The following is a 22234-nucleotide window of genomic DNA, read 5'->3' as shown; positions in this document are numbered from 1 at the left end:
TCGTCCTGAGCCAGGATCAAACTCTCCATAAAAGTGGTAAGCCCGAAGGCTTGGCCATTTTTAAGAATTCGCTTGTTAGCTCATTCAAAAAACTAGCTTTGCGAAACGTTAGTTTCGCGATTTATGACCATTTGACTGGTCGCTCATTGTTCAGTTTTCAAAGAACAAATTCCGTTGTTCATTCGCCCATGTCTCAGCGGCGACTTGATTAATATATCACACGCTTTATAAACAATGCAAGAGTTTTTTTAAATTATTTATCCACATGTTTATAACCCCTTAAAAAACCCTTGATATCAGCGGTATGTCCGCATATTCAATGCATAGCGGGACAGCTCTTTCGGGGAGGCAATTCGAGCATACATGCGGAAAATAATTTTGTAACGTTTGGCAATTGCGGTTTTGATATCGCCATCTAGCCGGGAATCGTTCAAATCGAGCAGCATTTCGTCGAGTTCTTTGCGTAGTACGTAGTCGAGTTCTTTACATTCTTTGTCGTTGAACAGAATTCCAAGCATAACCGTTGGTGGCCCCTTTCAATTAATCAGCCAGAAATCATATATCGGCCAACAAGAAGAAACTGCTATCACCGCCCGAAAGCGGTGCAATTTGCTTCATTTTCTCCAAATTCCAGCAATTCAAGACGGAACTTACACTCCCTTAAATTTAGAAAAAACGGCGCTTATCGCATGTCACGATAAACGCCGCTTTATTGTTATGCTCAAATAATTGGAAATTTATTACTAACTAAGCAACCAAACTGTTACGGTACTCTCAATGACAGCCGCAACAATCAACATAAACACAATTAAAACCATAACCGGCAGCGTCCGCATAACGAATAGCTCAAGCTCCTGCCCCCAGCCTTTTCGCTTCGTAAATACGGTACCAAGCCCCTGAAGCATCATTCTGCCGAAACGCAATCCATATGCACATGCAATAATGATGGCCGCGAGCTCGATTATGCCATGCGGCAGCAGCCCCTTAAAGATAACCGTGAATACAGCCTCATTGCCCTGTTCCGTTGTCTTATGAACTAAGTAACCAAGCATCATACCGTTAATGGCTAAGAACGCGATCGGAACGATCCCGAACAATGAGCCTACATACATAACCAAAATGGCTTTAATGGCATTATTGAAGAAAATAAACAACATTAAGAATAAGGTCGGGTGGGAGCTCGAATCGATATTTTCCGCGACACCTTTAATTCCATTGAGCTGACTGTTGATAAAGGCGTCTAATCCCGGATTAGTTGCACCTACAACGATACCGGCTAACAGAAAAATAGTGCTGAACGCGATATAGTGCCGCATCGTCTGCAAATGGCGAAAGATTTCTTTTGGCGAAAACATATGTGGGGATCACCTCTTTGGGCTCTTTTTGGGATAACAAGAATAAGTTGTTGGTACGAGCATAGATTGTACTAGAACAAGCCCTTATTGGAGAGGAGTGCAATTGTAATGAATATGTTTTATGTAATGAACGGACGGAAACTGAAGCGTTACTTTCTAGTCACCGTAGGTATTTTGTTTGCTGCGGGCGTTATTTACGCGGAGAAGGACAATATTACCGTGTTTGCACCTAATCAGCCTGCGGCCATCTACAGCGTTCCAACGGATAAGAAGGTTATCGCCTTAACGTTTGACATCAGCTGGGGGGAGAAACGGACCGAGCCGATTCTTGAGGTATTGAAGGAGAAAGGTGTGAAGAACGTTACCTTCTTCCTCTCTTCGCCTTGGAGTCAGACCCATCCCGACATCGTGAAGAAGATCGTCGACGGCGGTTATGAAATCGGCAGCCATGGCCATAAGCATGACAACTACAGCACATTCAGTGATGAAGAAATTCGCAGCCAGATCGAAACGGCCCAAACGATTTTGACTCAAGTCACCGGTAAAACACCAAGCTTGATCCGCATGCCCAATGGTGATTTTGACAAACGAGTTCTTCGCATTGCTGAGCAAATGAATTACAAAGTGATTCAGTGGGATACCGATTCGCTCGATTGGATGAATATCGGCACGGACAAAATCATCAATCGCGTCGTCAGTAAAGCACATCCCGGTGATATCATTCTGATGCATGCCAGCGATTCCGTGAAGCAAACCCATGAAGCACTTCCGGCCATTATCGATCAGCTGCGCTCCAAGGGCTATGAATTTGTGACCGTGTCGGAATTAATCGCGCAAACTGAGCTTCAAGGCAAAACAGTACAGGATAAAACCGCAATGTTCGAGCAGCTTGACGCTTCGGCCGAACAATAATAGCTGCAGCTTATACAGCCGGTTTCGCATCTGATGCGGATCCGGTTGTTTTTTCTTTGCGCACAAGCTTGTGCAGCCACAAAATTTGGTAGGCATTACACGCGAACATTGGGATGATCATAAATATCATTGCTGTTACATTGCTTTCCTCACCTCTGATGCTTGGCCATGCTTCAAGCAGTGTAACTACAACTTGTAAGAACAACGTTGGAATGAACGCATTATTGTTCGTCAATTTGGCTTTGTAGTAAGCAACTGCCCAAGATGCGAGTCCGAGACCAAGCGGCAGCACCCAGAAAATCCAATTGTTATCCAGCTTCACGCGATCTTGGTAAAGTAAATATCCAATGCCGCCGAGCGCAAACAATGTCGTGTATGCTTGTAGGGCATTCCACATGTAGTTTCTGCGAATGACGCTAAGTGCAATGTAATTCAAGGTCATGTAAGCGAAGAAGCCCATTTGACTGAATGCACCGAAAAGCAGACCGACCAGTGCCATCATGGCGGCATTAAAGCCTGCAGCCGACAGTCCCATGAAGCCAAACGAAGTATCTGTCCATTGCATGATACTTCCGACAACAATTGTCACAACGCCGCCAACTGCCATCGTACTCCAAAATAAGAAAAACAATTTACGCAAGTTCACTATTTTCCACTCCTACAGGTTTGTTGAGCTTGAAGAATCCAGTATGTTTCAAGCGATTATCGCCAGCTTTTCCGAATATGCCGAAACTACCCTTCATTTTACCATGTCCGATACAAAAAGCTATGCTGCTTCCATGATAATACGATGAACATTGTCGCATACTACACACAGCAACAGTTGCTTTATCAGAAGGGAGACACTGACAGCATGGTTAAACGAATTACATGGCTTGGTGCCCTCATTGTCCTGACATTCAGCCTGTCAAGCTGTGGTACGCAACAATCCAGCGCATCAAGCGAGCCGATCAGCTATAAAGACATGAAGTCTATGGTAATTGACATACTCAAAACCGAAGACGCGCAAAAAGCGCTGCAGGAATCGGCTGCCGCCACAAGCGGCAATAACGGCTCAAGCATCCGAACGCTCTCCATACAGGATCAAGAGCAGATGCGTTTAGCAGTCAAGGAAACATTGGTGGCGCCGGAGTATAGCAAGGTTATTGAGAAGTTGATGACCGATCCTCGTTTTGCCGGTGAATTCGCGAAAGCCGTGAATAAGCAAAACAAACAGATCCACAAGGATTTGCTGAAGGATCCTACGTACCAGAAGGATCTCATTCAAGTGATGAAGAGTCCGGAAATGGACAAAATGATTCTTGAAGTGCTGCAAAGCACCCAATACCGTAAACAGACCATGTCCCTAATGCAGGAGTCCATGCAAAATCCGCTATTCCGTCTTGAAATTTTGGACCTGCTCAAGAAGGCTGTTCAAGAAGAGCTTAAGCCTAAGCCGGACGAGAAGGTTACAAAGGACAAAGGTAGTGGCGGCGGAGATAGTGGTGGTGACGGCGGCGGTGACAGCGGAGGAGATGGCGGTGACAGCGGCGGCGAAGGCGACAGCGGCATGAGTGATCAAGGCGGTTGACGAAAAAAGCCGGTATTCTCACACAATTGTGTGGAATACCGGCTTTTTAAATATGGGTTGGTGTGGAACAGTGAAAAGGATTAAAGAGCTGCGTAATGACTGAATAAAGAAAGCTCGGTAAAGAGTGGATCAATGAAAAATGATTACGCCTCGCACTTTGCAATTACGCGGTCGGCGATATCCAGGTAGATGCGGCCGTTATCCGTATCGGCTTTGTACACCGAAGGTGAGAAATCCGGCTCGGACGGATGGTTGTCCGGTGCGCCAAGCGGAATCTGAGCCATCAGCTCTGCGTTTAGCGATTCAGCCAGCCTTGCGCCGCCTCCGCGTCCGAATACATATTCGTGCTCACCGCTCTTGCTTACAAAGTAGGACATGTTCTCGATGATACCGATGATTTCATGTTCGGTCTTAATCGCCATCGCACCTGCGCGTGCAGCAACGAAAGCGGCTGTCGCGTGCGGGGTTGTTACAATGATTTCTTTGCTTTGCGGAATCAGCTGATGCACATCAAGCGCAACATCGCCTGTTCCCGGCGGCAGATCGAGCAGCAAATAGTCCAGCTCGCCCCACTCGATCTCCGCGAAGAAATTGCGGAGCATCTTGCCCAGCATCGGTCCACGCCATACGATCGGTGCATTGTCCTCCACGAAGAAGCCCATCGACATCACGCGCACGCCGAATTTCTCGATCGGGATGACGCGCTCATTCACGATCTGCGGGCGTTCCTCGATGCCCATCATATCGGGCACGCTAAAGCCGTAAATGTCCGCGTCGATGATCCCGACGCGTTTGCCCTTGCGTGCCAAGGCGACCGCGAGATTGACGGTCACCGTGGATTTGCCGACGCCGCCCTTGCCGCTGGCGACGGCGATGAACTGCACCCCGCTGCTGCTATTCAGCAGCGGATGTGCCTCTAGCCCGGCCCCGTGCCCACGTACGGGGCCATTGGCTGCGGCCTGCGGCTGCGGCGCTGCTTTGCCGCCGCTGCCTGGGCCGCCAGGGCTGCCCGCGGCATGCGCAGCCGCGGGCTGCTGCGCCGCAGGCGCGCCTTCGCCGGCACGAAACCGGAAGTGCGCGGTTTCGGCCCCGGCGGCGGCAAGCGCTGCTCGCAGCGCAGCCTCGAGCGCGCGCTCCGCGCTCGCGCTTGCACCTAGGACCGTCATGGAAACGTGACGGTCCTCCTTAACCATCACATCGCGGAAGGTAATTGCGCCTTCCGCCGTATATGGGGCCGCCGCAGACTCAGCGGCCGCTAAAGCTTCTATGCGGGTCAACATGTTCAACCGTCTCCTCTTGTCCTTGAATAAAGGCTTATAACAACGTGTGGATATGTACTTGCTCCATTATAACAAGACCAAGACCCTGTTCCAAGCCGAGGTTATTTAGGAGCATCCGGCTCCGCCCCGGAAGCCGAACCCCATTTCTCTCCGGCGGTAAAGCGAAGTACCCCCTGATAGATCGCGGCCGCAACCTTTTTCTGGTATTCGGCATCCGCAAGCCTTGCTGCCTCACCGGGATTGGACAAGAAGCCAACCTCCACTAAGGCACTCGGTACTTCATCCATCGCTTTTAGGAGATACACCGTATTCACAGTTGCAGCCACCCGCTCGGTATTCGCCAGATTCCGTTTAATTTCATCTTGAATCAAAGAAGCAAGGACCGCATTCTCCGGCAAATTGGGATAAAAGAAGGTCTGAGCCCCTGACCAACGAGGGGACGGGATGCTGTTCATGTGAATGCTGAGCAACATGCTGGCGTTTTTATCTTTTACAAACTTAGCTCGATTAACTAAGTCCTGTGTCTTGCGCTTGCTTATCTTCGATGTGCCTTCCTCAGCCAGATCGTAGTCGCCTTCTCGTGTCATAACCACGATGGCACCAGCTTGCTGCAAATAATCTCTCAGCTGCAAAGCGATGGCTAAATTCAAATCCTTCTCCACCATCCCCTGCTTGCTGACCGCACCGCCATCCACTCCGCCGTGCCCGGCATCAATAGCGATAATCTTCCCGGATAACGGCAGCGTCCAATACGTCCAGGTGCGTGATGCGGGCACTTCCTGCGTGAGCAGGATCACAGTCAGCATAACCGCCACCACGCCAAGGGAGATGCGTACAGCACCGCGATACGTGATCCAGATGACGAAACGTTTCCGAACTCCGCGCATACAAAAAGCCACCCCTATCTCCATCCGATGATCGTTCACAGGAGTTTGTCCTGTGCTCTTTATCATCCTATGGGACGAGGTGGTTGGTTATGCGAACAACCATGAACAAATGAAGATTCGCCAGAATAAAAAAACGCCTTTGCCGTCTTCGGTAGACGGGCAAAAGCGTTTTACGTGGTCAATTAATTCACAGGCTGCTCAGACATGCCTTCAATCAAAATCTTAGCCACTTCCGGACGGGAGAATTCCGGCGGCGGGCAAACGCCGTCACGCAGCAATGCACGGACTTTCGTACCCGACAACGTCAGATGACTCTCTTTGTCATGCGGGCAAGTTTTGCTCGATGCCATATTGCCGCATTTCGTGCAGAAGAAGCTGTGCTCGAAATAAAGTGGAATAATGCCAAGTTCATCAGCAGTAAAGGAACGAAGCAGATCCTGCGCTTCGTACGTGCCGTAGTAGTCGCCTACACCGGCGTGGTCACGACCAACGATGAAGTGCGTGCAGCCGTAGTTTTTGCGAACCATCGCATGGAAGATCGCTTCGCGAGGACCAGCATAACGCATAGCCGCAGGGAACACGCCAAGGAACGTGCGATCTGCCGGATAGTAATTCTCCAACAGCGCGATGTAGCTCTTCATCCGCACGTTTGCAGGCACATCATCCGATTTGGTTTCGCCCACAAGGGGGTTCAAGAATAGCGCATCTACGATTTCCATCGCACACTTCTGAATATACTCATGTGCACGGTGTACCGGGTTACGCGTTTGGAAGCCGACAACTGTACGCCAGCCTTTCTCCGCGAAGATCCGTCTAGTCTCAGCCGGATCAAAATAAAACTCATTGAACTTCTCAGGAATCGGACGATTAAGAACCGTAATCGGTCCACCAACATACGTATTTGGACGGCTGTAGGTTTTCGCTACACCCGGATGCTCGATGTCATCGGTCTTATATACATGAACAGCTTCATGCTTCAGATCAACGCTGTAGATGCTTTCGATATCGATCACGCCATAAACGATACCATCTTCGCCTACAAGTGCTGCACGCTGCCCTATGGACAGTTCAGAAGCTTTCGCCTCTTCTACTGCCAGTGTAATTGGGATACTCCATACTGTACCGTCTGCAAGGCGCATACGTTCAACTACGGAGCGATAGTCTGCTTCATTCAAGAAACCGTTAAGCGGCGAGAATGCGCCGACTCCGATCAGATCCAAATCCGAGATTGCCCAAGTGTTTACAATGATGACCGGTAATGCTGCCGCTTCTGCCAGCAGCGCATCGCGCTCAGCTCCGCTTGCGACTCGGTTGATGAGTACGCCGCCATGTGGCTTAATGCTGCTCATGCTCTAAAAGCCCCCTCTTATTTATGCAATCCGCATTCTGTTTTTTCTTGACCCGACCACCGGCCTGCACGTGGATCTTCACCAGGCATTACCTGACGTGTGCAGTGCTCGCATCCGATACTCGGATAGTGGTTGTCATGAAGCGGATTGTAGTACACATTGTTCGAACGGATATAATCCCAAACATCTTCAGAAGTCCAATTGGCAATTGGATTGAATTTCACGAGTCCGAACTTCGTATCATATTCAATCTTCTTCGCATTCGCACGTGTAGGTGCTTGGTCACGGCGAATACCCGTAATCCATGCTTCATATTTGGAAAGGATTTGGGTTAACGGCTGAACCTTACGGATATCGCAGCATTGGTTGGCATTGCTTTTCCAAAGCTCATCGCCATATTGCTCTGCTTGCTCTTCCGGCGTAATCAACGGCTTCACTTCAACAAAATTAAGGTTGTAGATAGCTGCCATTTTGTCGCGGGTTTCGTAAGTTTCTTTAAAATGGAAATCCGTATCTAAGTAGAAAATATCTGTTTTCGGGCTGATTTTTTGCAGCATATCGACAAGTACGACATCTTCCGCACCAAAACTGCAGGCAAAGGTAATGTTCGGGAAAGTTTCAACCGCGAATTTAATAATCTCCTGCGGCGTTGCCGTTTCCAATTCTTCCGCTTTTTGCTTGATTAGTGCTTCCTTTTCAAACAAGTTCATGGTGTTGACCTCCATATTCAAATTCCTAGTAAACTAATCTACATTAAATTATACGTCGATTACTCCATTTGTTCAATATTTTTAAATATTCGATGACATGAAAAAAAAGCCTCCTCTGCAACAGAGAAGGCTTTTCCTGAAATTCGATATTAACGTTTCGAGAATTGTGGCGCGCGACGTGCCGCTTTAAGACCGTATTTTTTACGCTCTTTCATACGTGGGTCACGAGTCAAGAATCCTGCACGTTTCAAAGCTGGACGGAATTCCGGATCTGCTTTAAGCAGAGCGCGGGAGATACCGTGACGGATAGCGCCGGCTTGACCGGAGATACCGCCGCCGTGTGCGATAACCAAGATATCGTATTTGCTTCCAGTCTCAGTAAGAGCAAGCGGTTGTTTAACGATCAGCTTCAGTGTTTCCAGACCGAAGTAATCATTCAAGTCACGTTTGTTAATAATGATTCGTCCTTCACCCGGCACGAGACGTACACGTGCTACAGAGTGTTTACGACGACCGGTTCCATAGTATTGAACTTGTGCCATGAAACTGTCCTCCCTCTATTTACCCGCGAAGTTCGTAAACTTCTGGATTTTGTGCTTGATGTGGATGTTCTGGTCCGGCATAAACTTTGAGCTTCATCTTCATTTTATCGCCAAGACGATTTTTTGGAAGCATGCCGTAGATAGCTTGCTCCAATACTAGCTCTGGTTTGTTCTTAATCATGTCCTGAGCCGGAGTTACTTTAAGTCCGCCTTGGTACATGGAGTGACGGTAGTACATTTTGTTTTGAAGTTTTTTACCAGTAAGGTGAATTTTCTCCGCGTTGATGACAACTACAAAGTCACCAGTATCAACGTGTGGAGTAAATGTTGGTTTGTGCTTGCCGCGGATAAGGCTAGCAGCTTCGCTCGCTAAGCGACCAAGCGTTTTGCCTTCTGCGTCAATGACAAACCATTTGCGATCAACTTCGCTGGACTTCGCCATATAGGTAATGCGCATGGATGTTCCTCCTTGTTCATTCAAACATTGGTTCTAATTTATAATGTTACGGTACCGTTAGAGATGAATGGTGGATCGACCAAGGGTCTTCTCAAAGCCATCATCTGTAACCGGCTCGATTCCATTCAAAAATGCTACTGTTGGTTGGCGATCTCAGTCGGGGCTGTGGGAGAGCCACTAAGAAAGCACAAGTTATATTCTACAACATAGGATTAACAAGTGCAAGCTATTTGTTTAGGCTTTATGCCCTTTGAGCACTGGTAATACTCGTCAATCGTCGTAGGAAACTTCCCAAAGCATCAAACCGTGAGCCATCGCTGTAGGTCCGGCCGCAGTACGGTCCTTAGCCTCCAGAATTCGCTCAAAATCAGATACGGTCAGCTTCCCTTCCCCTACCCATAGTAAGGTGCCCACAATGATTCTCACCATGTTATAGAGAAAGCCATCACCAGTCACAAATAGATCCAATTTCCCTTCACTTTGTTCGATTCTCGCCTCAAGGATCGTTCGAACATGTGAACGCTTCGTAGAACGCTGCGAAGCGAAGGAAGTGAAATCATGCTTGCCTACAACCTTAGACAGAGCTTCCCTCATCTCGGACAAGCGAAGAGGCATGGGATAATGGAACCGGTAATCCCGTTCGAATACATCTGCAAACTTATTGGTGTCGATGGAGTAGCGATACGTTTTGCGTTTCGCACTATAGCTTGAATGAAATTCAAGCGGCACTTCATCGGCCTTTAAGATGGCGATGTCATCCGGCAATCGAGAGTTCAAGGCGAGCGCCCAGCGTCCGATCGGAATTGGCGAGGAGGTGACGAAATTAAACACCTGCCCCCTCGCGTGGACACCTGCATCCGTTCTTCCGGATGCCACGATATGCACTTTCTCGCCGGTCAACACATGAATCGCTTGCACAAGCACATCCTGCACCGTATTTCCGATGGGCTGCGTTTGAAAGCCATGGTAATGCGTTCCTACATAGCTGACAACCATCCGTATGTTCTTCATCCCATATGGTCCCCCTTAAGCACGGTATCAAGGGCAACAAAAAAAGGTGGCCGCAAGGTCCACCCTTTCCGAAAGAAACTTTCGCGGGCGCCAGTTATGTCGCCAGCCGTTTCTTCTTGCTACGCGCGATCCACCAGTTCCAAGTAAACCATAGGTGCCGCGTCACCGCGACGTGGTCCTAGTTTCAAAATACGCGTATATCCGCCCGGACGTTCCGAGTAACGGGTAGCCAGTTCGGAGAACAATTTTTGAATTGCATCTTGCTCACCAGCTACCAAAGACTCACGGCGAACGAAAGCTGCAACTTGACGACGAGCGTGCAAATCACCACGTTTTGCAAGTGTGATTAGCTTCTCAGCGATTGGACGAAGCTCTTTTGCTTTTGCCTCAGTCGTTTGAATGCGCTCATACAAGAACAAGTCAGTAACGAGATCACGGAACAATGCTTTCCGGGAGCTAGCGTCACGGCTCAATTTAGAATATGCCATCGAATTTCCCCTCCTTAAAACAGTCTAACGACCTTTAGTCTACGCTGCTTTTTATTCTTCCATGCGGAGGCCAAGACCCAGTTCTTCGAGCTTTTCTTGAACTTCTTCCAAAGACTTGCGTCCGAGGTTACGGACTTTCATCATGTCTTCTTCTGTTTTCGTGATCAGCTCTTGGACGGTGTTGATACCTGCACGTTTCAGACAGTTATAAGAACGTACCGAGAGATCGAGTTCTTCGATCGTCATCTCAAGTACTTTCTCTTTCTTGTCTTCTTCTTTTTCAACCATGATCTCAGCATCTTTCGCTTCGTCAGTCAGACCAACGAACAGATCCAGATGCTCAGTCAGAATTTTGGCGCCGAGGCTTACAGCCTCTTCCGGACGAATGCTTCCGTCGGTCCAAACTTCAAGTGTGAGCTTATCGTAGTTAGTCACTTGACCAACACGAGTATTCTCAACCGAGTAGTTTACACGAGTAATCGGTGTGTAGATCGAATCAACAGGAATGACGCCGATTGGTTGGTCTTCCCGTTTATTCCGATCTGCTTGCACATAACCGCGTCCGCGATTAGCAAATACCCGCATGTGGAGCCGTGCACCGGAGGCCAACGTCGCGATATGAAGATCAGGGCTTAAAATCTCGACATCGCTGTCTGCGCGAATATCGCCAGCCGTAACGTTGCCATCGCCTTCCGCGTCAATCTCCAATACCTTCTCTTCGTCGGAATGGATTTTCAGCGAGAGGCCTTTGAGATTCAGGATGATTTCGGTAACGTCCTCCATCACACCTGGAACCGTAGAGAACTCGTGAAGTACACCATCGATTTGAACAGAGGTTACCGCTGCACCAGGCAGCGACGACAACAGGATCCGGCGAAGGGAATTCCCGAGCGTTGCTCCGTATCCACGTTCAAGCGGTTCAACTACGAACCGTCCGTACGTGCCATCCTCGTTTAGTTCTACGGTTTCGATTTTCGGCTTTTCGATCTCAATCACAATAGTACCCTCCCTCAAAACGTCGCTCCGTTACCATTATCGCATAAGTAGTCAAATCATGTAGTATGGCAAACCTTCACAACCATTATTCACAAGTTGTAGTCATTTGATACCACAAATATTGACTATACGCGACGACGTTTTGGCGGGCGGCATCCGTTGTGCGGAACTGGAGTAACGTCTTTAATAAGGTTAACTTCCAGACCTGCTGCTTGAAGCGAACGGATTGCTGCTTCACGGCCTGCGCCAGGACCTTTAACCATTACTTCGACAGTTTTCATGCCGTGTTCCATTGCCGCTTTTGCTGCAGATTCAGCAGCCATTTGAGCTGCGAACGGCGTGCTCTTACGGGAACCTTTAAAGCCGAGGTTACCCGAGCTTGCCCAAGAAATCGCGTTTCCGTGCGGATCAGTAATCGTAACGATCGTATTATTGAATGTCGAGCGGATATGCGCTACGCCAGTATCAATATTCTTACGGTCACGACGTTTCGTACGAACCACTTTCTTTGGTTTAGCCATTTCGGTTATCCCTCCTTCTTATTTCTTCTTGTTCGCTACAGTCCGGCGAGGACCTTTACGCGTACGAGCATTTGTTTTCGTCCGTTGACCACGAACCGGAAGACCACGACGGTGACGAACACCGCGATAGCAGCCGATCTCGATTAGACGTTTGATGTTAAGCGAAATTTCACGGCGAAGGTCGCCTTCTACTTTAACCGTTTTGTCGATTGTTTCGCGAAGTTGGCTGACTTCATCTTCAGTCAGATCACGAACGCGAGTATTTTCGCTAATACCGGTTGTGCTAAGAATTTTATTAGCAGTCGTTCTGCCAATACCGAAGATGTATGTCAGAGCGATGACAACGCGTTTATCACGCGGTAAGTCTACACCAGCAATACGTGCCATGTATCGTTATCCCTCCTTATCCTTGTTTTTGTTTGTGTTTCGGATTTTCACAAATCACCATAACATTGCCTTTGCGGCGAATGACTTTACATTTCTCGCAAATCGGCTTGACCGATGGTCTAACCTTCATTGTGATTACCTCCCGAATTCTTTCGTCGGCAGGCCTTTAAGGCCTACTTCCGATAGGTAATGCGTCCTCTAGATAAATCATAAGGCGACAATTGAATGACTACTTTATCTCCTGTCAGAATGCGGATAAAATGCATTCTGAGTTTGCCCGATACATGGGCCAGAATTTGGTGTCCATTCTCAAGTTCAACCTTGAACATGGCGTTAGGTAGTGGTTCGATGACCGTACCTTCGACTTCAATGACGTCTTCTTTGGCCATAGTCATTCTCCTTTCCCTTGCACAGCCTTCTGAATAGCATAACGCAGTTTTGCGTTAGTAACACGGCCGGTTTCCCGCATGCTGTCAGCCACTTCATGACTGACGACCGGTTGCATCAGAAGATGCAGTACGTTCTTCTTCTTCGATTGATCGAAGCGCCGCTTGTCTCCGTCAGCTACAAGGACGAAACGTTCATCCAGAACCTGAATGATGACGGCGTATGAGCCTCCGTCTTTTCCTTTAAGGACCTTAACTATACGACCGATCTCCGGCATATGTTCCAATGCACTCAACCTGCCTGCTCCCTGGATAGGGTTAAGATTTCGCAGCCATCCTCTGTGACGGCAACCGTGTGCTCGAAGTGAGCGCACCGGCTGTTATCCTGTGTAACGACTGTCCAATTATCCTCCAGCGTACGCACATATCGCTCACCGATGTTGACCATCGGTTCTATCGCCAGCACCATTCCTGGTTTTAGACGAGGTCCGCGATCGGGTAATCCGAAATTCGGGATTTGCGGTTCTTCGTGCAGATCTGCACCAATGCCATGCCCCACAAAGTCTCGAACAACAGAAAAACCAGCAGCTTCAATCACTTGTTGAATCGCATGCGAGATGGTTAACAAACGAACATCCGGTTTCACGAGCGCGAGTCCTGCATAGAGCGATTGTTCTGTAATGTCGAGCAGTCGCTGGGACTCTTCACTAATATTGCCTACACCGTAGGTCCAAGCGGAATCGCCATGGTAGCCTTGATACTGTGCACCAATATCTATGCTGATGATGTCGCCATCATTCAGCTTACGTGAACCTGGAATACCGTGTACCAGCTCATTGTTTACAGAAGCGCAGATACTGGCAGGAAATTGATTGTACCCTTTAAAAGAAGGTATTGCGTCCTGACTGCGAATGTACGATTCAGCAATATCGTCCAATTCTTTGGTCGTAATGCCGGGACGAATAGCTTGTTTGAGCAAGCGATGCGTCTCCGATACAATTCGGCCAGCTATTCTCATTACTTGCAATTCCGATTCGGATTTGCAAATGATCATTCTGCTGTTCCCCGCAGGCAGCTAACGATGTCAGCTGTTACTTCGTCGATTTCTTTCTCGCCGTCTACTTCGCACAAAACGGCTTTACTTGTGTAGTACTCAAGTAATGGAGCTGTTTTGGAGATATATTCGTCGAGACGCGTGCCTACTTTTGCTTCCGTATCGTCTGACCGCTGATACAGCTCGCCGCCGCATTTATCACAAACGCCTTCTTGCTTCGGCGGGTTGAACATAACATGGTAAGTGGAGCCGCATGCTTTACAAATGCGACGACCGGTCAGACGCGCAAGCAGTAGACCGCGGTCAACCTTCAAGTTAACAACATGATCGATACTGCGTCCCATTTCAGCCAACATCCCGTCCAGCGCCTCAGCTTGTTGCAGCGTGCGAGGAAATCCATCCAGCAGGAAGCCGCCATTACAATCCTCGAGTTGGAGACGTTCACGAACGATACCGTTCGTAATTTCATCCGGGACAAGAAGTCCTTGATCCACGAATTCTTTAGCCTTCAAACCCAGAGGTGTGCCTTGCTTCATTGCTAAACGGAAAGCATCGCCAGTGGAAATGTGCGGGACACTGAAAGTGTCCACGATACGTTCCGCCTGTGTGCCTTTGCCGGCGCCCGGAGGGCCCATGAATAAGATGTTCATTAGCGTGTTCCTCGCTTTAAACATAATAGGCTCGGCCGGGTCCCGCCACACAATTAGATGCGCGGAAGCCCGCTTGCGAACCTATTGTTATTTATTGATAAACCCTTTGTAGTGGCGCTTGATCAATTGCGTCTCGATTTGCTTCATCGTATCCAGTGCAACACCGATTACGATTAGCAGCGAGGTTCCGCCGAGCTTCACATCACGAGGCAAATCAGCGAGCGTGCCGAAGAGTACCGGCAAGATCGAGATGAGCGATAGGAAGATCGCTCCGCTGAGTGTGATCCGCGACATGACGCGCGTAATGTAGGAAGATGTCGGTTTACCAGGACGAATGCCCGGAATATAACCACCATTTTTCTTCATTTGATCGGCCATCTGCACCGGATTGATTTGCACAAACGTGTAGAAGAACGTGAAAGCGATAATCAGTATTACGTACAACACCATGCCAAGCGGCTTGTCGTAGTACATATGAGTTTGAACCCAAGTTGCCCATGCATGTGTCGACCAGAAGTTCGCGATCGTAACCGGGAACATCAGAAGTGATACTGCAAAGATAACCGGGATAACACCTGCACCGTTAACTTTCAGCGGAATGTGGGTAGATTGCCCACCGTACATTTTCCGTCCAACAACGCGCTTAGCGTATTGAACCGGAATTTTGCGAATCCCTTGTTGTACAAAGATAACGCCGACGATAATTGCGATGATCGCAATTACAATCACCACTACCTTAATAATGCTAAGGAAGATGTTGCTTGCATCAACAAACTCCTGCGTGTAGATGGATCGAGCATGCGCAGGTATTCTTGCTACGATACCGGCAAAGATGAGGACCGAGATCCCGTTGCCGATGCCTCTCTCCGTAATCTGCTCACCGAGCCACATGAGGAAGGCTGTTCCTGCCGTTAGAATTATCGCAATCATAATATAATCCGTAACCGTTGCACCAGGAATCATATCGTACTGATATTGCCGGTTAAAACCAATTGCAGTACCAAAACCTTGGACTAGACCGAGGATAATCGTACCGTAACGAGTAATTTGAGCAAGTTTACGTTTACCATTCTCGCCTTCCTTCGCCCATTCGGCGAATTTAGGGATAACGTCCATCGACAGAAGCTGTACGATGATCGATGAGGTAATGTAAGGCATGATCCCAATCGCGAAGATCGAGAACTGGAACAGTGCCCCACCGGAAAACGTATTAAGCAAACCAAACAATTCAGAACCGGCCTGATCAGTTTGTGTAAATACATCTTTGTTGACACCAGGAACCGGGATAAAAGAACCGATCCGGTAAACCAACAGGATGAACAGCGTGAACAGGATCCGCTTGCGAAGGTCTTCCACTTTCCAAATGTTGGACACGGTCTTGAACAATTAGATCACCTCGGTTTTACCGCCGGCAGCCTGGATTTTCTCTACCGCAGATTGAGAGAACTTGCTTGCTTTTACCGTAAGTTGAACTGTGATTTCGCCATTACCCAAGATCTTGATTCCGCTCTGTGGGTTTTTAACGATACCTTGCTCAAGCAGAAGCTCAGGTGTTACCTCTGTGCCAGCTGCAAAGCTGTTCAACTCATCGATGTTCACAATCGCATACTCTTTACGGAACGGGTTGTTGAAGCCGCGTTTAGGCAAGCGACGGTACAATGGGTTTTGTCCGCCCTCGAACCCTGGGCGAACGCCACCACCGGAACGAGCATTTTGACCTTTATGACCACGACCGGCTGTCTTACCGTTGCCGCTACCGATACCACGGCCTTTACGGAAGCCTTCTTTACGAGAACCCGGTGCTGGTGAAAGTTCATGCAATTTCATCGTACGTTGCACCTCCTTAATGTTTTACGCTGCTTTCTGTACGAGTTTGCTTCATCAGCAAAACTCGTCTTTGAAAGCATACTGTTGAAGCGGTATATCATTTACGCCATTAAAGACGATTTATGCTTGTACTTCTTCCACTTTGATCAAGTGGCTGACATGAGTAATCATGCCACGGATAGCCGGGCTGTCGCTGTGGACAACCGATTGACGAATCTTGCGAAGACCAAGCGTAGCAACAGTAGCACGCTGCTTCTCGTTACGACCGATCAGGCTGCGAACGAGGGTGATTTGCAATTTTGCCATCGTATTCTCCTCCTTAGCCCAAAAGCTCTTTCACGGTTTTGCCACGAAGTTTAGCAACGTCCTCGGCACGTTTCAGACGGGAAAGTCCTTCTAGTGTCGCGTTAACCATATTCATGGAGTTTGAAGAACCAAGCGATTTGGTTAGAATGTCGCCAACACCTGCAAGTTCAAGAACGGCACGAACCGGTCCGCCTGCAATTACTCCAGTACCTTCAGATGCTGGTTTAAGCAATACGCGTCCAGCGCCGAAGTGTCCGAGCACTTGATGTGGGATTGTTGTTTTCACAAGTGGTACATGGATCAGGTTTTTCTTAGCATCTTCGATACCTTTGCGGATTGCATCCGGTACCTCGCCAGCTTTACCGATCCCTGCGCCAACATATCCTTTACCGTCACCTACAACTACCAGTGCGCTGAAGCTGAAACGGCGTCCGCCTTTTACTACTTTCGCTACACGGTTGATTTGAACTACTTTTTCAGTTAGTTCCAACGTATTTGGATCGATACGCAAGTCGACTTACCTCCTTCATAAGTATTATCGATTAAAACTCAAGTCCTGCTTCGCGAGCTGCATCAGCCAGTGCTTGAATTCTTCCATGGTACAAGTAACCGCCGCGGTCGAAAACCACTTTGTCTACGCCTTTCGCTTTAGCGCGAGAAGCGATAACTTCACCGATTTTGCGAGCAGCCTCGATGTTACCACCATTTGTGAATTGTTCTGCGATTTCTTTATCAAGCGTGGACGCTGAAGCGACCGTTACGCCTTGAACATCATCAATCAATTGTGCATAGATGTGTTTGGAGGAACGGAATACAGAGAGACGCGGACGCTGCGTAGTTCCGTTGATTTTCTTACGCACACGCAGGTGACGTTTGAGACGTGCTTTGTTTTTATCGCCTTTTGTAATCATTCGTTGTACACTCCTTTCCTTGGGTCCTTATGAAGCTATCCGATTAAGCAGCGCTAAGCGGCTGCTTACTTCTTCTTACCAGCTTTACCTTCTTTACGAAGGATACGCTCGCCTTCATACTTGATACCTTTACCTTTATACGGCTCAGGCTCACGTACGGAGCGAATTTTCGCAGCAGTTGCACCAACGAGTTCTTTATCGATGCCTCTAACAGTGATTTTCGTGTTCGATGGAACATCGAACTCGATTCCGCTCTCAGGAGTGATTTCTACTGGGTGCGAGTAACCAACGTTAAGTACGATTTTCTCGCCAGTTTTGTTTGCACGGTAACCAACGCCTACTAGCTCAAGGTTTTTTGCAAAACCTTCAGTTACACCACTAACCATGTTAGCGATGACGCTGCGAGTTGTACCGTGTAGGGAACGATGCAATTTATTGTCAGAAGGACGCTCTACAGTAATTACGCTGTCAGCTACAACCACTTTCATATCCTTGTGGATTTCGCGGCTCAGTGTACCTTTAGGTCCTTTAACAGTGATCAAGCTGTTGTCCAAGTCGATGTTTACGCCACCTGGAACTTGGATCGGTTTACGGCCAATACGAGACATTGTTACACCTCCAATCGTTGTGACAGTTAATTACCAAACGTAGCAGACGACTTCGCCGCCGGATTTAACCTGACGAGCTTCTTTATCAGTCATAATTCCTTGGGACGTGGAAATGATCGCCATTCCCAGGCCGCCCAATACGCGAGGCACTTCAGTGCTTTTCGTGTAAACGCGTAGACCCGGTTTGCTGATACGTTTCAGCCCCGTAATTACACGCTCTTGGTTCGGGCCGTATTTTAGGAAAATACGGATCATCCCTTGTTTGTTATCTTCAATATACTCGGCATCGCGGATAAAGCCCTCGCGTTTCAAAATTTCAGCGATTTGCTTCTTTACTTTCGAAGCAGGCATTTCTACGGTCTCATGACGCACAACGTTTGCGTTGCGAATGCGTGTAAGCATATCTGCGATCGGATCAGACATAACCATTGTGTAAACCTCCTTCCCGAACTAGGCTGATTACCAGCTTGCTTTTTTAACGCCAGGAATCTGGCCTTTGTATGCTAATTCACGGAAACAAATCCGGCAAATTTTAAACTTTTGCAAAACGGAATGCGGACGGCCGCAACGTTCGCAGCGTGTATAAGCCTGCACTTTGAATTTAGGAGCACGTTGCTGCTTAACCTTCATCGAAGTTTTTGCCACTTGGTATTACACCTCCTGTGGATTACTTCGTAAACGGCATGCCCATTTGGGTCAGCAGTTCACGAGCTTCTTCGTCCGATTTTGCCGTCGTGACGATGACGACGTCCATACCGCGTACTTTGTCAACTTTATCATACTCGATCTCTGGGAAGATCAATTGCTCTTTCAGACCCAGAGTGTAGTTACCACGGCCATCAAACGCTTTGTTCGATACGCCGCGGAAGTCGCGTACGCGTGGAAGTGTGACATTGAACAGTTTATCAAGGAAATAGTACATGCGCTCACCGCGCAATGTTACTTTAACCCCGATCGGCATGTTCTCGCGAAGTTTGAAACCAGCGATCGATTTCTTGGAGCGAGTTACTACAGGCTTTTGACCAGAGATCAAACGCATGTCTTCAACAGCAACATCGAGAACTTTGGAGTTGGAAACAGCTTCACCAACACCCATGTTGATTACAACTTTCTCGATTTTAGGCACTTGCATTACTGTTGTATAGTTGAACTTCTGCATAAGAGCAGGAGTGATTTCATTCAGGAAACGATCTTTCATTCTTGCTGCCATGTAACGTGGACCTCCTTTCCGTATAGGTCAATTAATCAATTACCTCGCCGGATTTCTTAGCGATCCGGACTTTTTTGCCGTTATCAAGCACTTTATATCCGATCCGAGTTACTTTACCGCTCTTAGGATCGATGTGCATAACATTGGAAACGTGAATCGCCGCTTCTTGCTCGATAATGCCGCCTTGCGGATTAGCTTGCGAAGGACGAGCATGTTTCTTCACCATATTGACGCCTTCGACGAGTACGCGGTTTTGGCGCGGATACGCTGCAATAACGCGGCCTTTTTTGCCTTTGTCTTTGCCCGTAATGACCATTACCGTGTCGTCTTTCTTCACGTGCAATTTATTGTTATGAGATTCCAACACTTTCTTCAACCGTGGCATGAGTTACACCTCCTGCGTGCTTGCGCGGAATGCGCAAAGTACTTTTTAGATAACTTCCGGAGCAAGCGATACGATTTTCATGAAGTCGCGGTCGCGAAGTTCGCGAGCAACTGGTCCAAAAATACGTGTGCCGCGCGGGCTTTTGTCTTCTTTTACGATAACCGCTGCGTTCTCATCAAATGCGATGTATGAACCGTCTTTACGGCGAACCGCACGTTTCGTACGCACGATAACCGCTTTAACTACATCACCCTTTTTGACAACGCCACCGGGTGTTGCTTGTTTGACGGAGCAGACGATCAAATCGCCGATATGGCCAACACGACGTCCAGTACCACCGAGCACACGGATGCACATCAGTTCTTTCGCGCCAGAGTTGTCAGCGACAGCCAAACGTGTAAATGGTTGAATCATTTCAACGTCCTCCTTTCGGGAAAATGCTTACTAGGAAGCATTTCTTACAAAATAACAGCAGCTTCAACGATTTCGACTAAACGGAACCGTTTGTCTTTGGATAGCGGGCGAGTTTCCATGACTTTAACGATATCACCAATCTTAGCTTGGTTGTTCTCGTCGTGCGCCTTGAATTTTCTCGTGTATTTAATACGTTTGTGGTACAGATCGTGTTTTTTGTAAGTTTCAATGGCAACAACGATTGTTTTGTCCATTTTATCACTCACGACTTTACCTACTTGAACTTTGCGGGCATTACGTTCGCTCATGTTCATCCTCCTTCCATGCATTCGTTATCGCTCACGGACAATCGCAGTTTAGCTGCTGATTCCGAGTTCTCTTTCACGAAGAACGGTTTTGGCACGAGCTATATCCTTACGTACGTCGCGGATGCGAGTTGGGTTTTCCAGTTGGCCGGTAGCCAATTGAAAACGAAGGTTGAATAGCTCTTCTTTGAATCCAGCGACTTTTTGTTCGAGTTCAACAGAGGTTAGGTTGCGGAAATCATTAGCTTTCATTTGCTTCACCACCCACTTCTTCGCGTTTCACGAACTTCGTTTTAACTGGGAGTTTATGTGCTGCAAGACGCATTGCTTCACGTGCGATCTCTTCAGATACGCCAGCAAGCTCGAACATTATTTTGCCCGGTTTTACGACAGCAACCCATTTTTCTACGTTACCTTTACCGCTACCCATCCGGACTTCAAGAGGCTTTTGCGTAATTGGTTTCGCAGGGAAAATCTTGATCCATACTTTACCGCCACGTTTGATGTAACGAGTCATCGCAATACGCGCTGCTTCGATTTGACGGTTAGTGATCCATGAAGGCTCAAGTGCTTGTAGACCGTATTCGCCGAAGGCTACTTCAGTACCGCCTTTTGCGCGACCTTTCATATGACCACGTTGTTGCTTACGATGTTTGACACGTTTTGGGACCAACATGATTAGTTGCCTCCTTCCTGTGGAGCTTTCTTCTTAGTTGGAAGGATTTCACCGCGATAGATCCATACTTTAACGCCGATACGGCCGTATGTTGTCGCAGCTTCTGCTGTTCCATAGTCAATGTCTGCACGCAGCGTATGAAGTGGAACTGTACCTTCGCTATAACCTTCTTGACGAGCAATCTCAGCGCCGCCCAAACGACCGCTAACGGAAGTTTTGATACCTTTCGCGCCCGAACGGATTGTACGTTGGATGGATTGTTTCATTGCACGGCGGAACGAGATCCGACGCTCAAGTTGTTGTGCAATGCTCTCAGCTACGAGAATCGCATCAAGTTCTGGATGTTTGATCTCAGAGATGTTGATGTGCACTTTTTTGCCTTTAGCGATTTTCGACAGTTCGGAACGAAGGTTTTCAACTTCAGATCCGCCTTTACCGATAACCATACCAGGCTTAGCTGTATGAATTGTAACGTTAACGCGGTTAGCTGCACGCTCGATTTCGAACTTGGAGACAGCCGCATCTTTCAATTTGTTTTTGAGGTACTCACGGATTTTAACATCTTCCATGAGCAATTCGCCGAAGTCTTTGCCTGCGTACCATTTGGATTCCCAATCACGGATAATACCAACACGTAGACCGACCGGGTTTACTTTTTGTCCCACACGTTTTCCCTCCTTATTTTTCGGATACCACCAAAGTAATGTGGCTGGTTCTTTTGTTAATCCGGCTAGCACGACCCATTGCGCGCGGGCGGAAACGTTTCATTGTTGGCCCTTGGTTTACAAATACTTGTGTAATAACAAGTTTGTTCACGTCCAACTGGTAGTTGTGCTCCGCATTAGCAATTGCGGAATTCAGCAGCTTCTCAACGATTGGGGAAGCCGATTTTGGTGTGTGGCGCAGAATCGCGATTGCTTCGCCGACTTGCTTACCACGGATCAAATCAACAACCAGCTGAGCTTTACGAGGTGCAATGCGGACGTGGTTAGCGAACGCTTTAGCTTGTTGCATGGATGAACCTCCTCTCGACCTTT

Annotated in this window: 37 protein-coding genes; 2 read left to right on the top strand and 35 right to left on the bottom strand. The window is 48.1% G+C overall.

The window, feature by feature from the left end; genetic code table 11:
• Window positions 1-296 precede the first annotated feature (296 nt).
• The gene (locus tag AC50Y3_RS29265; RefSeq protein ID WP_204822572.1) at window positions 297-518 is read right to left on the bottom strand and encodes a hypothetical protein; all 222 of its coding nucleotides are present in this window, start codon (window positions 516-518) and stop codon (window positions 297-299) included.
• A 225-nt stretch (window positions 519-743) separates the two neighbouring features.
• Window positions 744-1355 carry a stage II sporulation protein M gene (locus tag AC50Y3_RS29260; protein WP_494822191.1) on the bottom strand — a complete coding sequence of 204 codons (612 nt, stop codon included), beginning with the start codon at window positions 1353-1355 and terminating at the stop codon, window positions 744-746.
• A gap of 108 nt (window positions 1356-1463) precedes the next feature.
• Between AC50Y3_RS29260 and pdaB the strand changes: the two genes are divergently transcribed.
• Entirely contained in the window at window positions 1464-2267 is an 804-nt protein-coding gene (gene pdaB / locus AC50Y3_RS29255) for a polysaccharide deacetylase family sporulation protein PdaB (RefSeq protein WP_091225579.1), read from the top strand.
• Window positions 2268-2277: 10 nt separating this feature from the next.
• Here the strand turns inward: pdaB and AC50Y3_RS29250 are convergent, their stop codons facing one another.
• A complete protein-coding gene (locus AC50Y3_RS29250; RefSeq protein ID WP_494822190.1) occupies window positions 2278-2913 on the bottom strand; it encodes a KinB-signaling pathway activation protein in 636 nt (211 codons plus the stop codon).
• Window positions 2914-3120: 207 nt separating this feature from the next.
• Here AC50Y3_RS29250 and gerD point away from each other — a divergent pair, with 207 nt between their 5' ends.
• On the top strand, window positions 3121-3837 hold the full coding sequence (gene gerD / locus AC50Y3_RS29245) for a spore germination lipoprotein GerD (protein ID WP_494822189.1): 717 nt from the start codon (window positions 3121-3123) through the stop codon (window positions 3835-3837).
• 143 nt (window positions 3838-3980) lie between these two features.
• Here the strand turns inward: gerD and AC50Y3_RS29240 are convergent, their stop codons facing one another.
• From AC50Y3_RS29240 to rplV, 32 genes are all read right to left on the bottom strand, one after another.
• Window positions 3981-5117 (bottom strand): P-loop NTPase, encoded by a 1137-nt coding sequence (locus AC50Y3_RS29240; RefSeq protein ID WP_494822188.1) that lies wholly within the window; start codon window positions 5115-5117, stop codon window positions 3981-3983.
• 101 nt (window positions 5118-5218) lie between these two features.
• A complete protein-coding gene (gene cwlD, locus AC50Y3_RS29235) occupies window positions 5219-6004 on the bottom strand; it encodes an N-acetylmuramoyl-L-alanine amidase CwlD (RefSeq protein WP_494822187.1) in 786 nt (261 codons plus the stop codon).
• A gap of 182 nt (window positions 6005-6186) precedes the next feature.
• Window positions 6187-7353: a sulfate adenylyltransferase gene (gene sat / locus AC50Y3_RS29230; protein ID WP_494822186.1), complete on the bottom strand. Its 1167-nt coding sequence runs from the start codon at window positions 7351-7353 to the stop codon at window positions 6187-6189.
• A 17-nt stretch (window positions 7354-7370) separates the two neighbouring features.
• The gene (locus tag AC50Y3_RS29225; protein ID WP_494822185.1) at window positions 7371-8063 is read right to left on the bottom strand and encodes a phosphoadenylyl-sulfate reductase; all 693 of its coding nucleotides are present in this window, start codon (window positions 8061-8063) and stop codon (window positions 7371-7373) included.
• Window positions 8064-8212: 149 nt separating this feature from the next.
• Complete coding sequence (gene rpsI / locus AC50Y3_RS29220; protein WP_258385872.1) at window positions 8213-8605, bottom strand: 30S ribosomal protein S9; 393 nt, start codon at window positions 8603-8605, stop codon at window positions 8213-8215.
• Window positions 8606-8624: 19 nt separating this feature from the next.
• Window positions 8625-9062: a 50S ribosomal protein L13 gene (gene rplM, locus AC50Y3_RS29215; protein ID WP_090986290.1), complete on the bottom strand. Its 438-nt coding sequence runs from the start codon at window positions 9060-9062 to the stop codon at window positions 8625-8627.
• A 270-nt stretch (window positions 9063-9332) separates the two neighbouring features.
• Window positions 9333-10073 (bottom strand): tRNA pseudouridine(38-40) synthase TruA, encoded by a 741-nt coding sequence (gene truA / locus AC50Y3_RS29210; protein WP_494822184.1) that lies wholly within the window; start codon window positions 10071-10073, stop codon window positions 9333-9335.
• 119 nt (window positions 10074-10192) lie between these two features.
• Window positions 10193-10561 carry a 50S ribosomal protein L17 gene (gene rplQ / locus AC50Y3_RS29205; protein WP_090583277.1) on the bottom strand — a complete coding sequence of 123 codons (369 nt, stop codon included), beginning with the start codon at window positions 10559-10561 and terminating at the stop codon, window positions 10193-10195.
• 51 nt (window positions 10562-10612) lie between these two features.
• Window positions 10613-11557: a DNA-directed RNA polymerase subunit alpha gene (locus AC50Y3_RS29200; protein ID WP_090986294.1), complete on the bottom strand. Its 945-nt coding sequence runs from the start codon at window positions 11555-11557 to the stop codon at window positions 10613-10615.
• A gap of 125 nt (window positions 11558-11682) precedes the next feature.
• Window positions 11683-12078 (bottom strand): 30S ribosomal protein S11, encoded by a 396-nt coding sequence (gene rpsK / locus AC50Y3_RS29195; protein WP_090986296.1) that lies wholly within the window; start codon window positions 12076-12078, stop codon window positions 11683-11685.
• Window positions 12079-12096: 18 nt separating this feature from the next.
• Window positions 12097-12465 (bottom strand): 30S ribosomal protein S13, encoded by a 369-nt coding sequence (gene rpsM, locus AC50Y3_RS29190; RefSeq protein ID WP_091225571.1) that lies wholly within the window; start codon window positions 12463-12465, stop codon window positions 12097-12099.
• Window positions 12466-12481: 16 nt separating this feature from the next.
• Entirely contained in the window at window positions 12482-12595 is a 114-nt protein-coding gene (rpmJ, locus tag AC50Y3_RS29185; RefSeq protein ID WP_003333770.1) for a 50S ribosomal protein L36, read from the bottom strand.
• Window positions 12596-12638: 43 nt separating this feature from the next.
• Window positions 12639-12854: a translation initiation factor IF-1 gene (infA, locus tag AC50Y3_RS29180; protein WP_015847200.1), complete on the bottom strand. Its 216-nt coding sequence runs from the start codon at window positions 12852-12854 to the stop codon at window positions 12639-12641.
• A 2-nt stretch (window positions 12855-12856) separates the two neighbouring features.
• Window positions 12857-13129: a KOW domain-containing RNA-binding protein gene (locus AC50Y3_RS29175; RefSeq protein WP_090986392.1), complete on the bottom strand. Its 273-nt coding sequence runs from the start codon at window positions 13127-13129 to the stop codon at window positions 12857-12859.
• Window positions 13130-13143: 14 nt separating this feature from the next.
• Window positions 13144-13905, bottom strand: coding sequence for a type I methionyl aminopeptidase (map, locus tag AC50Y3_RS29170; RefSeq protein ID WP_494822183.1), 762 nt, complete (start codon window positions 13903-13905; stop codon window positions 13144-13146).
• Window positions 13902-14555 (bottom strand): adenylate kinase, encoded by a 654-nt coding sequence (locus AC50Y3_RS29165; RefSeq protein WP_090986302.1) that lies wholly within the window; start codon window positions 14553-14555, stop codon window positions 13902-13904. Before AC50Y3_RS29165 ends, map begins: the two co-directional genes overlap by 4 nt.
• Window positions 14556-14642: 87 nt before the next feature.
• The gene (gene secY / locus AC50Y3_RS29160) at window positions 14643-15941 is read right to left on the bottom strand and encodes a preprotein translocase subunit SecY (protein ID WP_494822182.1); all 1299 of its coding nucleotides are present in this window, start codon (window positions 15939-15941) and stop codon (window positions 14643-14645) included.
• On the bottom strand, window positions 15942-16382 hold the full coding sequence (gene rplO / locus AC50Y3_RS29155) for a 50S ribosomal protein L15 (protein WP_090986306.1): 441 nt from the start codon (window positions 16380-16382) through the stop codon (window positions 15942-15944).
• A 120-nt stretch (window positions 16383-16502) separates the two neighbouring features.
• The gene (gene rpmD, locus AC50Y3_RS29150) at window positions 16503-16688 is read right to left on the bottom strand and encodes a 50S ribosomal protein L30 (RefSeq protein WP_090583259.1); all 186 of its coding nucleotides are present in this window, start codon (window positions 16686-16688) and stop codon (window positions 16503-16505) included.
• Between the two features lie 13 nt (window positions 16689-16701).
• Entirely contained in the window at window positions 16702-17199 is a 498-nt protein-coding gene (gene rpsE / locus AC50Y3_RS29145; protein ID WP_090986309.1) for a 30S ribosomal protein S5, read from the bottom strand.
• 31 nt (window positions 17200-17230) lie between these two features.
• Window positions 17231-17599: a 50S ribosomal protein L18 gene (gene rplR, locus AC50Y3_RS29140; RefSeq protein ID WP_494822181.1), complete on the bottom strand. Its 369-nt coding sequence runs from the start codon at window positions 17597-17599 to the stop codon at window positions 17231-17233.
• Between the two features lie 65 nt (window positions 17600-17664).
• Window positions 17665-18207 carry a 50S ribosomal protein L6 gene (gene rplF / locus AC50Y3_RS29135; protein ID WP_090986312.1) on the bottom strand — a complete coding sequence of 181 codons (543 nt, stop codon included), beginning with the start codon at window positions 18205-18207 and terminating at the stop codon, window positions 17665-17667.
• 30 nt (window positions 18208-18237) lie between these two features.
• Window positions 18238-18636: a 30S ribosomal protein S8 gene (gene rpsH / locus AC50Y3_RS29130; protein ID WP_090986314.1), complete on the bottom strand. Its 399-nt coding sequence runs from the start codon at window positions 18634-18636 to the stop codon at window positions 18238-18240.
• Window positions 18637-18666: 30 nt separating this feature from the next.
• Entirely contained in the window at window positions 18667-18852 is a 186-nt protein-coding gene (locus tag AC50Y3_RS29125) for a type Z 30S ribosomal protein S14 (RefSeq protein ID WP_090583249.1), read from the bottom strand.
• Window positions 18853-18874: 22 nt separating this feature from the next.
• On the bottom strand, window positions 18875-19417 hold the full coding sequence (rplE, locus tag AC50Y3_RS29120; RefSeq protein WP_090986316.1) for a 50S ribosomal protein L5: 543 nt from the start codon (window positions 19415-19417) through the stop codon (window positions 18875-18877).
• A 31-nt stretch (window positions 19418-19448) separates the two neighbouring features.
• The gene (gene rplX, locus AC50Y3_RS29115) at window positions 19449-19802 is read right to left on the bottom strand and encodes a 50S ribosomal protein L24 (protein ID WP_091225566.1); all 354 of its coding nucleotides are present in this window, start codon (window positions 19800-19802) and stop codon (window positions 19449-19451) included.
• Window positions 19803-19847: 45 nt separating this feature from the next.
• On the bottom strand, window positions 19848-20216 hold the full coding sequence (gene rplN / locus AC50Y3_RS29110) for a 50S ribosomal protein L14 (protein ID WP_090583243.1): 369 nt from the start codon (window positions 20214-20216) through the stop codon (window positions 19848-19850).
• A gap of 44 nt (window positions 20217-20260) precedes the next feature.
• The gene (gene rpsQ / locus AC50Y3_RS29105) at window positions 20261-20524 is read right to left on the bottom strand and encodes a 30S ribosomal protein S17 (protein ID WP_090986321.1); all 264 of its coding nucleotides are present in this window, start codon (window positions 20522-20524) and stop codon (window positions 20261-20263) included.
• A 48-nt stretch (window positions 20525-20572) separates the two neighbouring features.
• Window positions 20573-20773, bottom strand: coding sequence for a 50S ribosomal protein L29 (gene rpmC / locus AC50Y3_RS29100; protein ID WP_090583239.1), 201 nt, complete (start codon window positions 20771-20773; stop codon window positions 20573-20575).
• Window positions 20763-21197, bottom strand: a complete 435-nt coding sequence (rplP, locus tag AC50Y3_RS29095) for a 50S ribosomal protein L16 (protein ID WP_090986323.1) — start codon at window positions 21195-21197, stop codon at window positions 20763-20765. Before rplP ends, rpmC begins: the two co-directional genes overlap by 11 nt.
• Before the next feature lie 2 nt (window positions 21198-21199).
• Complete coding sequence (gene rpsC / locus AC50Y3_RS29090) at window positions 21200-21862, bottom strand: 30S ribosomal protein S3 (RefSeq protein WP_091225565.1); 663 nt, start codon at window positions 21860-21862, stop codon at window positions 21200-21202.
• A gap of 13 nt (window positions 21863-21875) precedes the next feature.
• On the bottom strand, window positions 21876-22211 hold the full coding sequence (rplV, locus tag AC50Y3_RS29085; RefSeq protein ID WP_090986326.1) for a 50S ribosomal protein L22: 336 nt from the start codon (window positions 22209-22211) through the stop codon (window positions 21876-21878).
• Window positions 22212-22234 lie beyond the last annotated feature (23 nt).

The sequence above is a fragment of the Paenibacillus sp. J22R98 genome (assembly GCF_059383835.1).
Note: the sequence above shows the minus strand (reverse complement) of the source record. Positions and strands in the feature narration are given on the sequence as shown.

What these genes read in the sequence shown, in the direction of transcription:
- AC50Y3_RS29265 (WP_204822572.1), bottom strand. Translation starts at nt 518, where the DNA reads ATGCTTGGAATTCTGTTCAACGACAAAGAATGTAAAGAACTCGACTAC.
- AC50Y3_RS29260 (WP_494822191.1), bottom strand. Translation starts at nt 1,355, where the DNA reads ATGTTTTCGCCAAAAGAAATCTTTCGCCATTTGCAGACGATGCGGCAC.
- pdaB (WP_091225579.1), top strand. Translation starts at nt 1,464, where the DNA reads ATGAATATGTTTTATGTAATGAACGGACGGAAACTGAAGCGTTACTTT.
- gerD (WP_494822189.1), top strand. Translation starts at nt 3,121, where the DNA reads ATGGTTAAACGAATTACATGGCTTGGTGCCCTCATTGTCCTGACATTC.
- AC50Y3_RS29240 (WP_494822188.1), bottom strand. Translation starts at nt 5,117, where the DNA reads ATGTTGACCCGCATAGAAGCTTTAGCGGCCGCTGAGTCTGCGGCGGCC.
- cwlD (WP_494822187.1), bottom strand. Translation starts at nt 6,004, where the DNA reads ATGCGCGGAGTTCGGAAACGTTTCGTCATCTGGATCACGTATCGCGGT.
- sat (WP_494822186.1), bottom strand. Translation starts at nt 7,353, where the DNA reads ATGAGCAGCATTAAGCCACATGGCGGCGTACTCATCAACCGAGTCGCA.
- AC50Y3_RS29225 (WP_494822185.1), bottom strand. Translation starts at nt 8,063, where the DNA reads ATGAACTTGTTTGAAAAGGAAGCACTAATCAAGCAAAAAGCGGAAGAA.
- rpsI (WP_258385872.1), bottom strand. Translation starts at nt 8,605, where the DNA reads ATGGCACAAGTTCAATACTATGGAACCGGTCGTCGTAAACACTCTGTA.
- rplM (WP_090986290.1), bottom strand. Translation starts at nt 9,062, where the DNA reads ATGCGCATTACCTATATGGCGAAGTCCAGCGAAGTTGATCGCAAATGG.
- truA (WP_494822184.1), bottom strand. Translation starts at nt 10,073, where the DNA reads ATGAAGAACATACGGATGGTTGTCAGCTATGTAGGAACGCATTACCAT.
- rplQ (WP_090583277.1), bottom strand. Translation starts at nt 10,561, where the DNA reads ATGGCATATTCTAAATTGAGCCGTGACGCTAGCTCCCGGAAAGCATTG.
- rpsK (WP_090986296.1), bottom strand. Translation starts at nt 12,078, where the DNA reads ATGGCTAAACCAAAGAAAGTGGTTCGTACGAAACGTCGTGACCGTAAG.
- rpsM (WP_091225571.1), bottom strand. Translation starts at nt 12,465, where the DNA reads ATGGCACGTATTGCTGGTGTAGACTTACCGCGTGATAAACGCGTTGTC.
- rpmJ (WP_003333770.1), bottom strand. Translation starts at nt 12,595, where the DNA reads ATGAAGGTTAGACCATCGGTCAAGCCGATTTGCGAGAAATGTAAAGTC.
- infA (WP_015847200.1), bottom strand. Translation starts at nt 12,854, where the DNA reads ATGGCCAAAGAAGACGTCATTGAAGTCGAAGGTACGGTCATCGAACCA.
- AC50Y3_RS29175 (WP_090986392.1), bottom strand. Translation starts at nt 13,129, where the DNA reads ATGCCGGAGATCGGTCGTATAGTTAAGGTCCTTAAAGGAAAAGACGGA.
- map (WP_494822183.1), bottom strand. Translation starts at nt 13,905, where the DNA reads ATGATCATTTGCAAATCCGAATCGGAATTGCAAGTAATGAGAATAGCT.
- AC50Y3_RS29165 (WP_090986302.1), bottom strand. Translation starts at nt 14,555, where the DNA reads ATGAACATCTTATTCATGGGCCCTCCGGGCGCCGGCAAAGGCACACAG.
- rplO (WP_090986306.1), bottom strand. Translation starts at nt 16,382, where the DNA reads ATGAAATTGCATGAACTTTCACCAGCACCGGGTTCTCGTAAAGAAGGC.
- rpmD (WP_090583259.1), bottom strand. Translation starts at nt 16,688, where the DNA reads ATGGCAAAATTGCAAATCACCCTCGTTCGCAGCCTGATCGGTCGTAAC.
- rplR (WP_494822181.1), bottom strand. Translation starts at nt 17,599, where the DNA reads ATGATTACAAAAGGCGATAAAAACAAAGCACGTCTCAAACGTCACCTG.
- rplF (WP_090986312.1), bottom strand. Translation starts at nt 18,207, where the DNA reads ATGTCTCGTATTGGCCGTAAACCGATCCAAGTTCCAGGTGGCGTAAAC.
- rpsH (WP_090986314.1), bottom strand. Translation starts at nt 18,636, where the DNA reads ATGGTTATGTCTGATCCGATCGCAGATATGCTTACACGCATTCGCAAC.
- rplE (WP_090986316.1), bottom strand. Translation starts at nt 19,417, where the DNA reads ATGGCAGCAAGAATGAAAGATCGTTTCCTGAATGAAATCACTCCTGCT.
- rplX (WP_091225566.1), bottom strand. Translation starts at nt 19,802, where the DNA reads ATGCCACGGTTGAAGAAAGTGTTGGAATCTCATAACAATAAATTGCAC.
- rplN (WP_090583243.1), bottom strand. Translation starts at nt 20,216, where the DNA reads ATGATTCAACCATTTACACGTTTGGCTGTCGCTGACAACTCTGGCGCG.
- rpsQ (WP_090986321.1), bottom strand. Translation starts at nt 20,524, where the DNA reads ATGAGCGAACGTAATGCCCGCAAAGTTCAAGTAGGTAAAGTCGTGAGT.
- rpmC (WP_090583239.1), bottom strand. Translation starts at nt 20,773, where the DNA reads ATGAAAGCTAATGATTTCCGCAACCTAACCTCTGTTGAACTCGAACAA.
- rplP (WP_090986323.1), bottom strand. Translation starts at nt 21,197, where the DNA reads ATGTTGGTCCCAAAACGTGTCAAACATCGTAAGCAACAACGTGGTCAT.
- rplV (WP_090986326.1), bottom strand. Translation starts at nt 22,211, where the DNA reads ATGCAACAAGCTAAAGCGTTCGCTAACCACGTCCGCATTGCACCTCGT.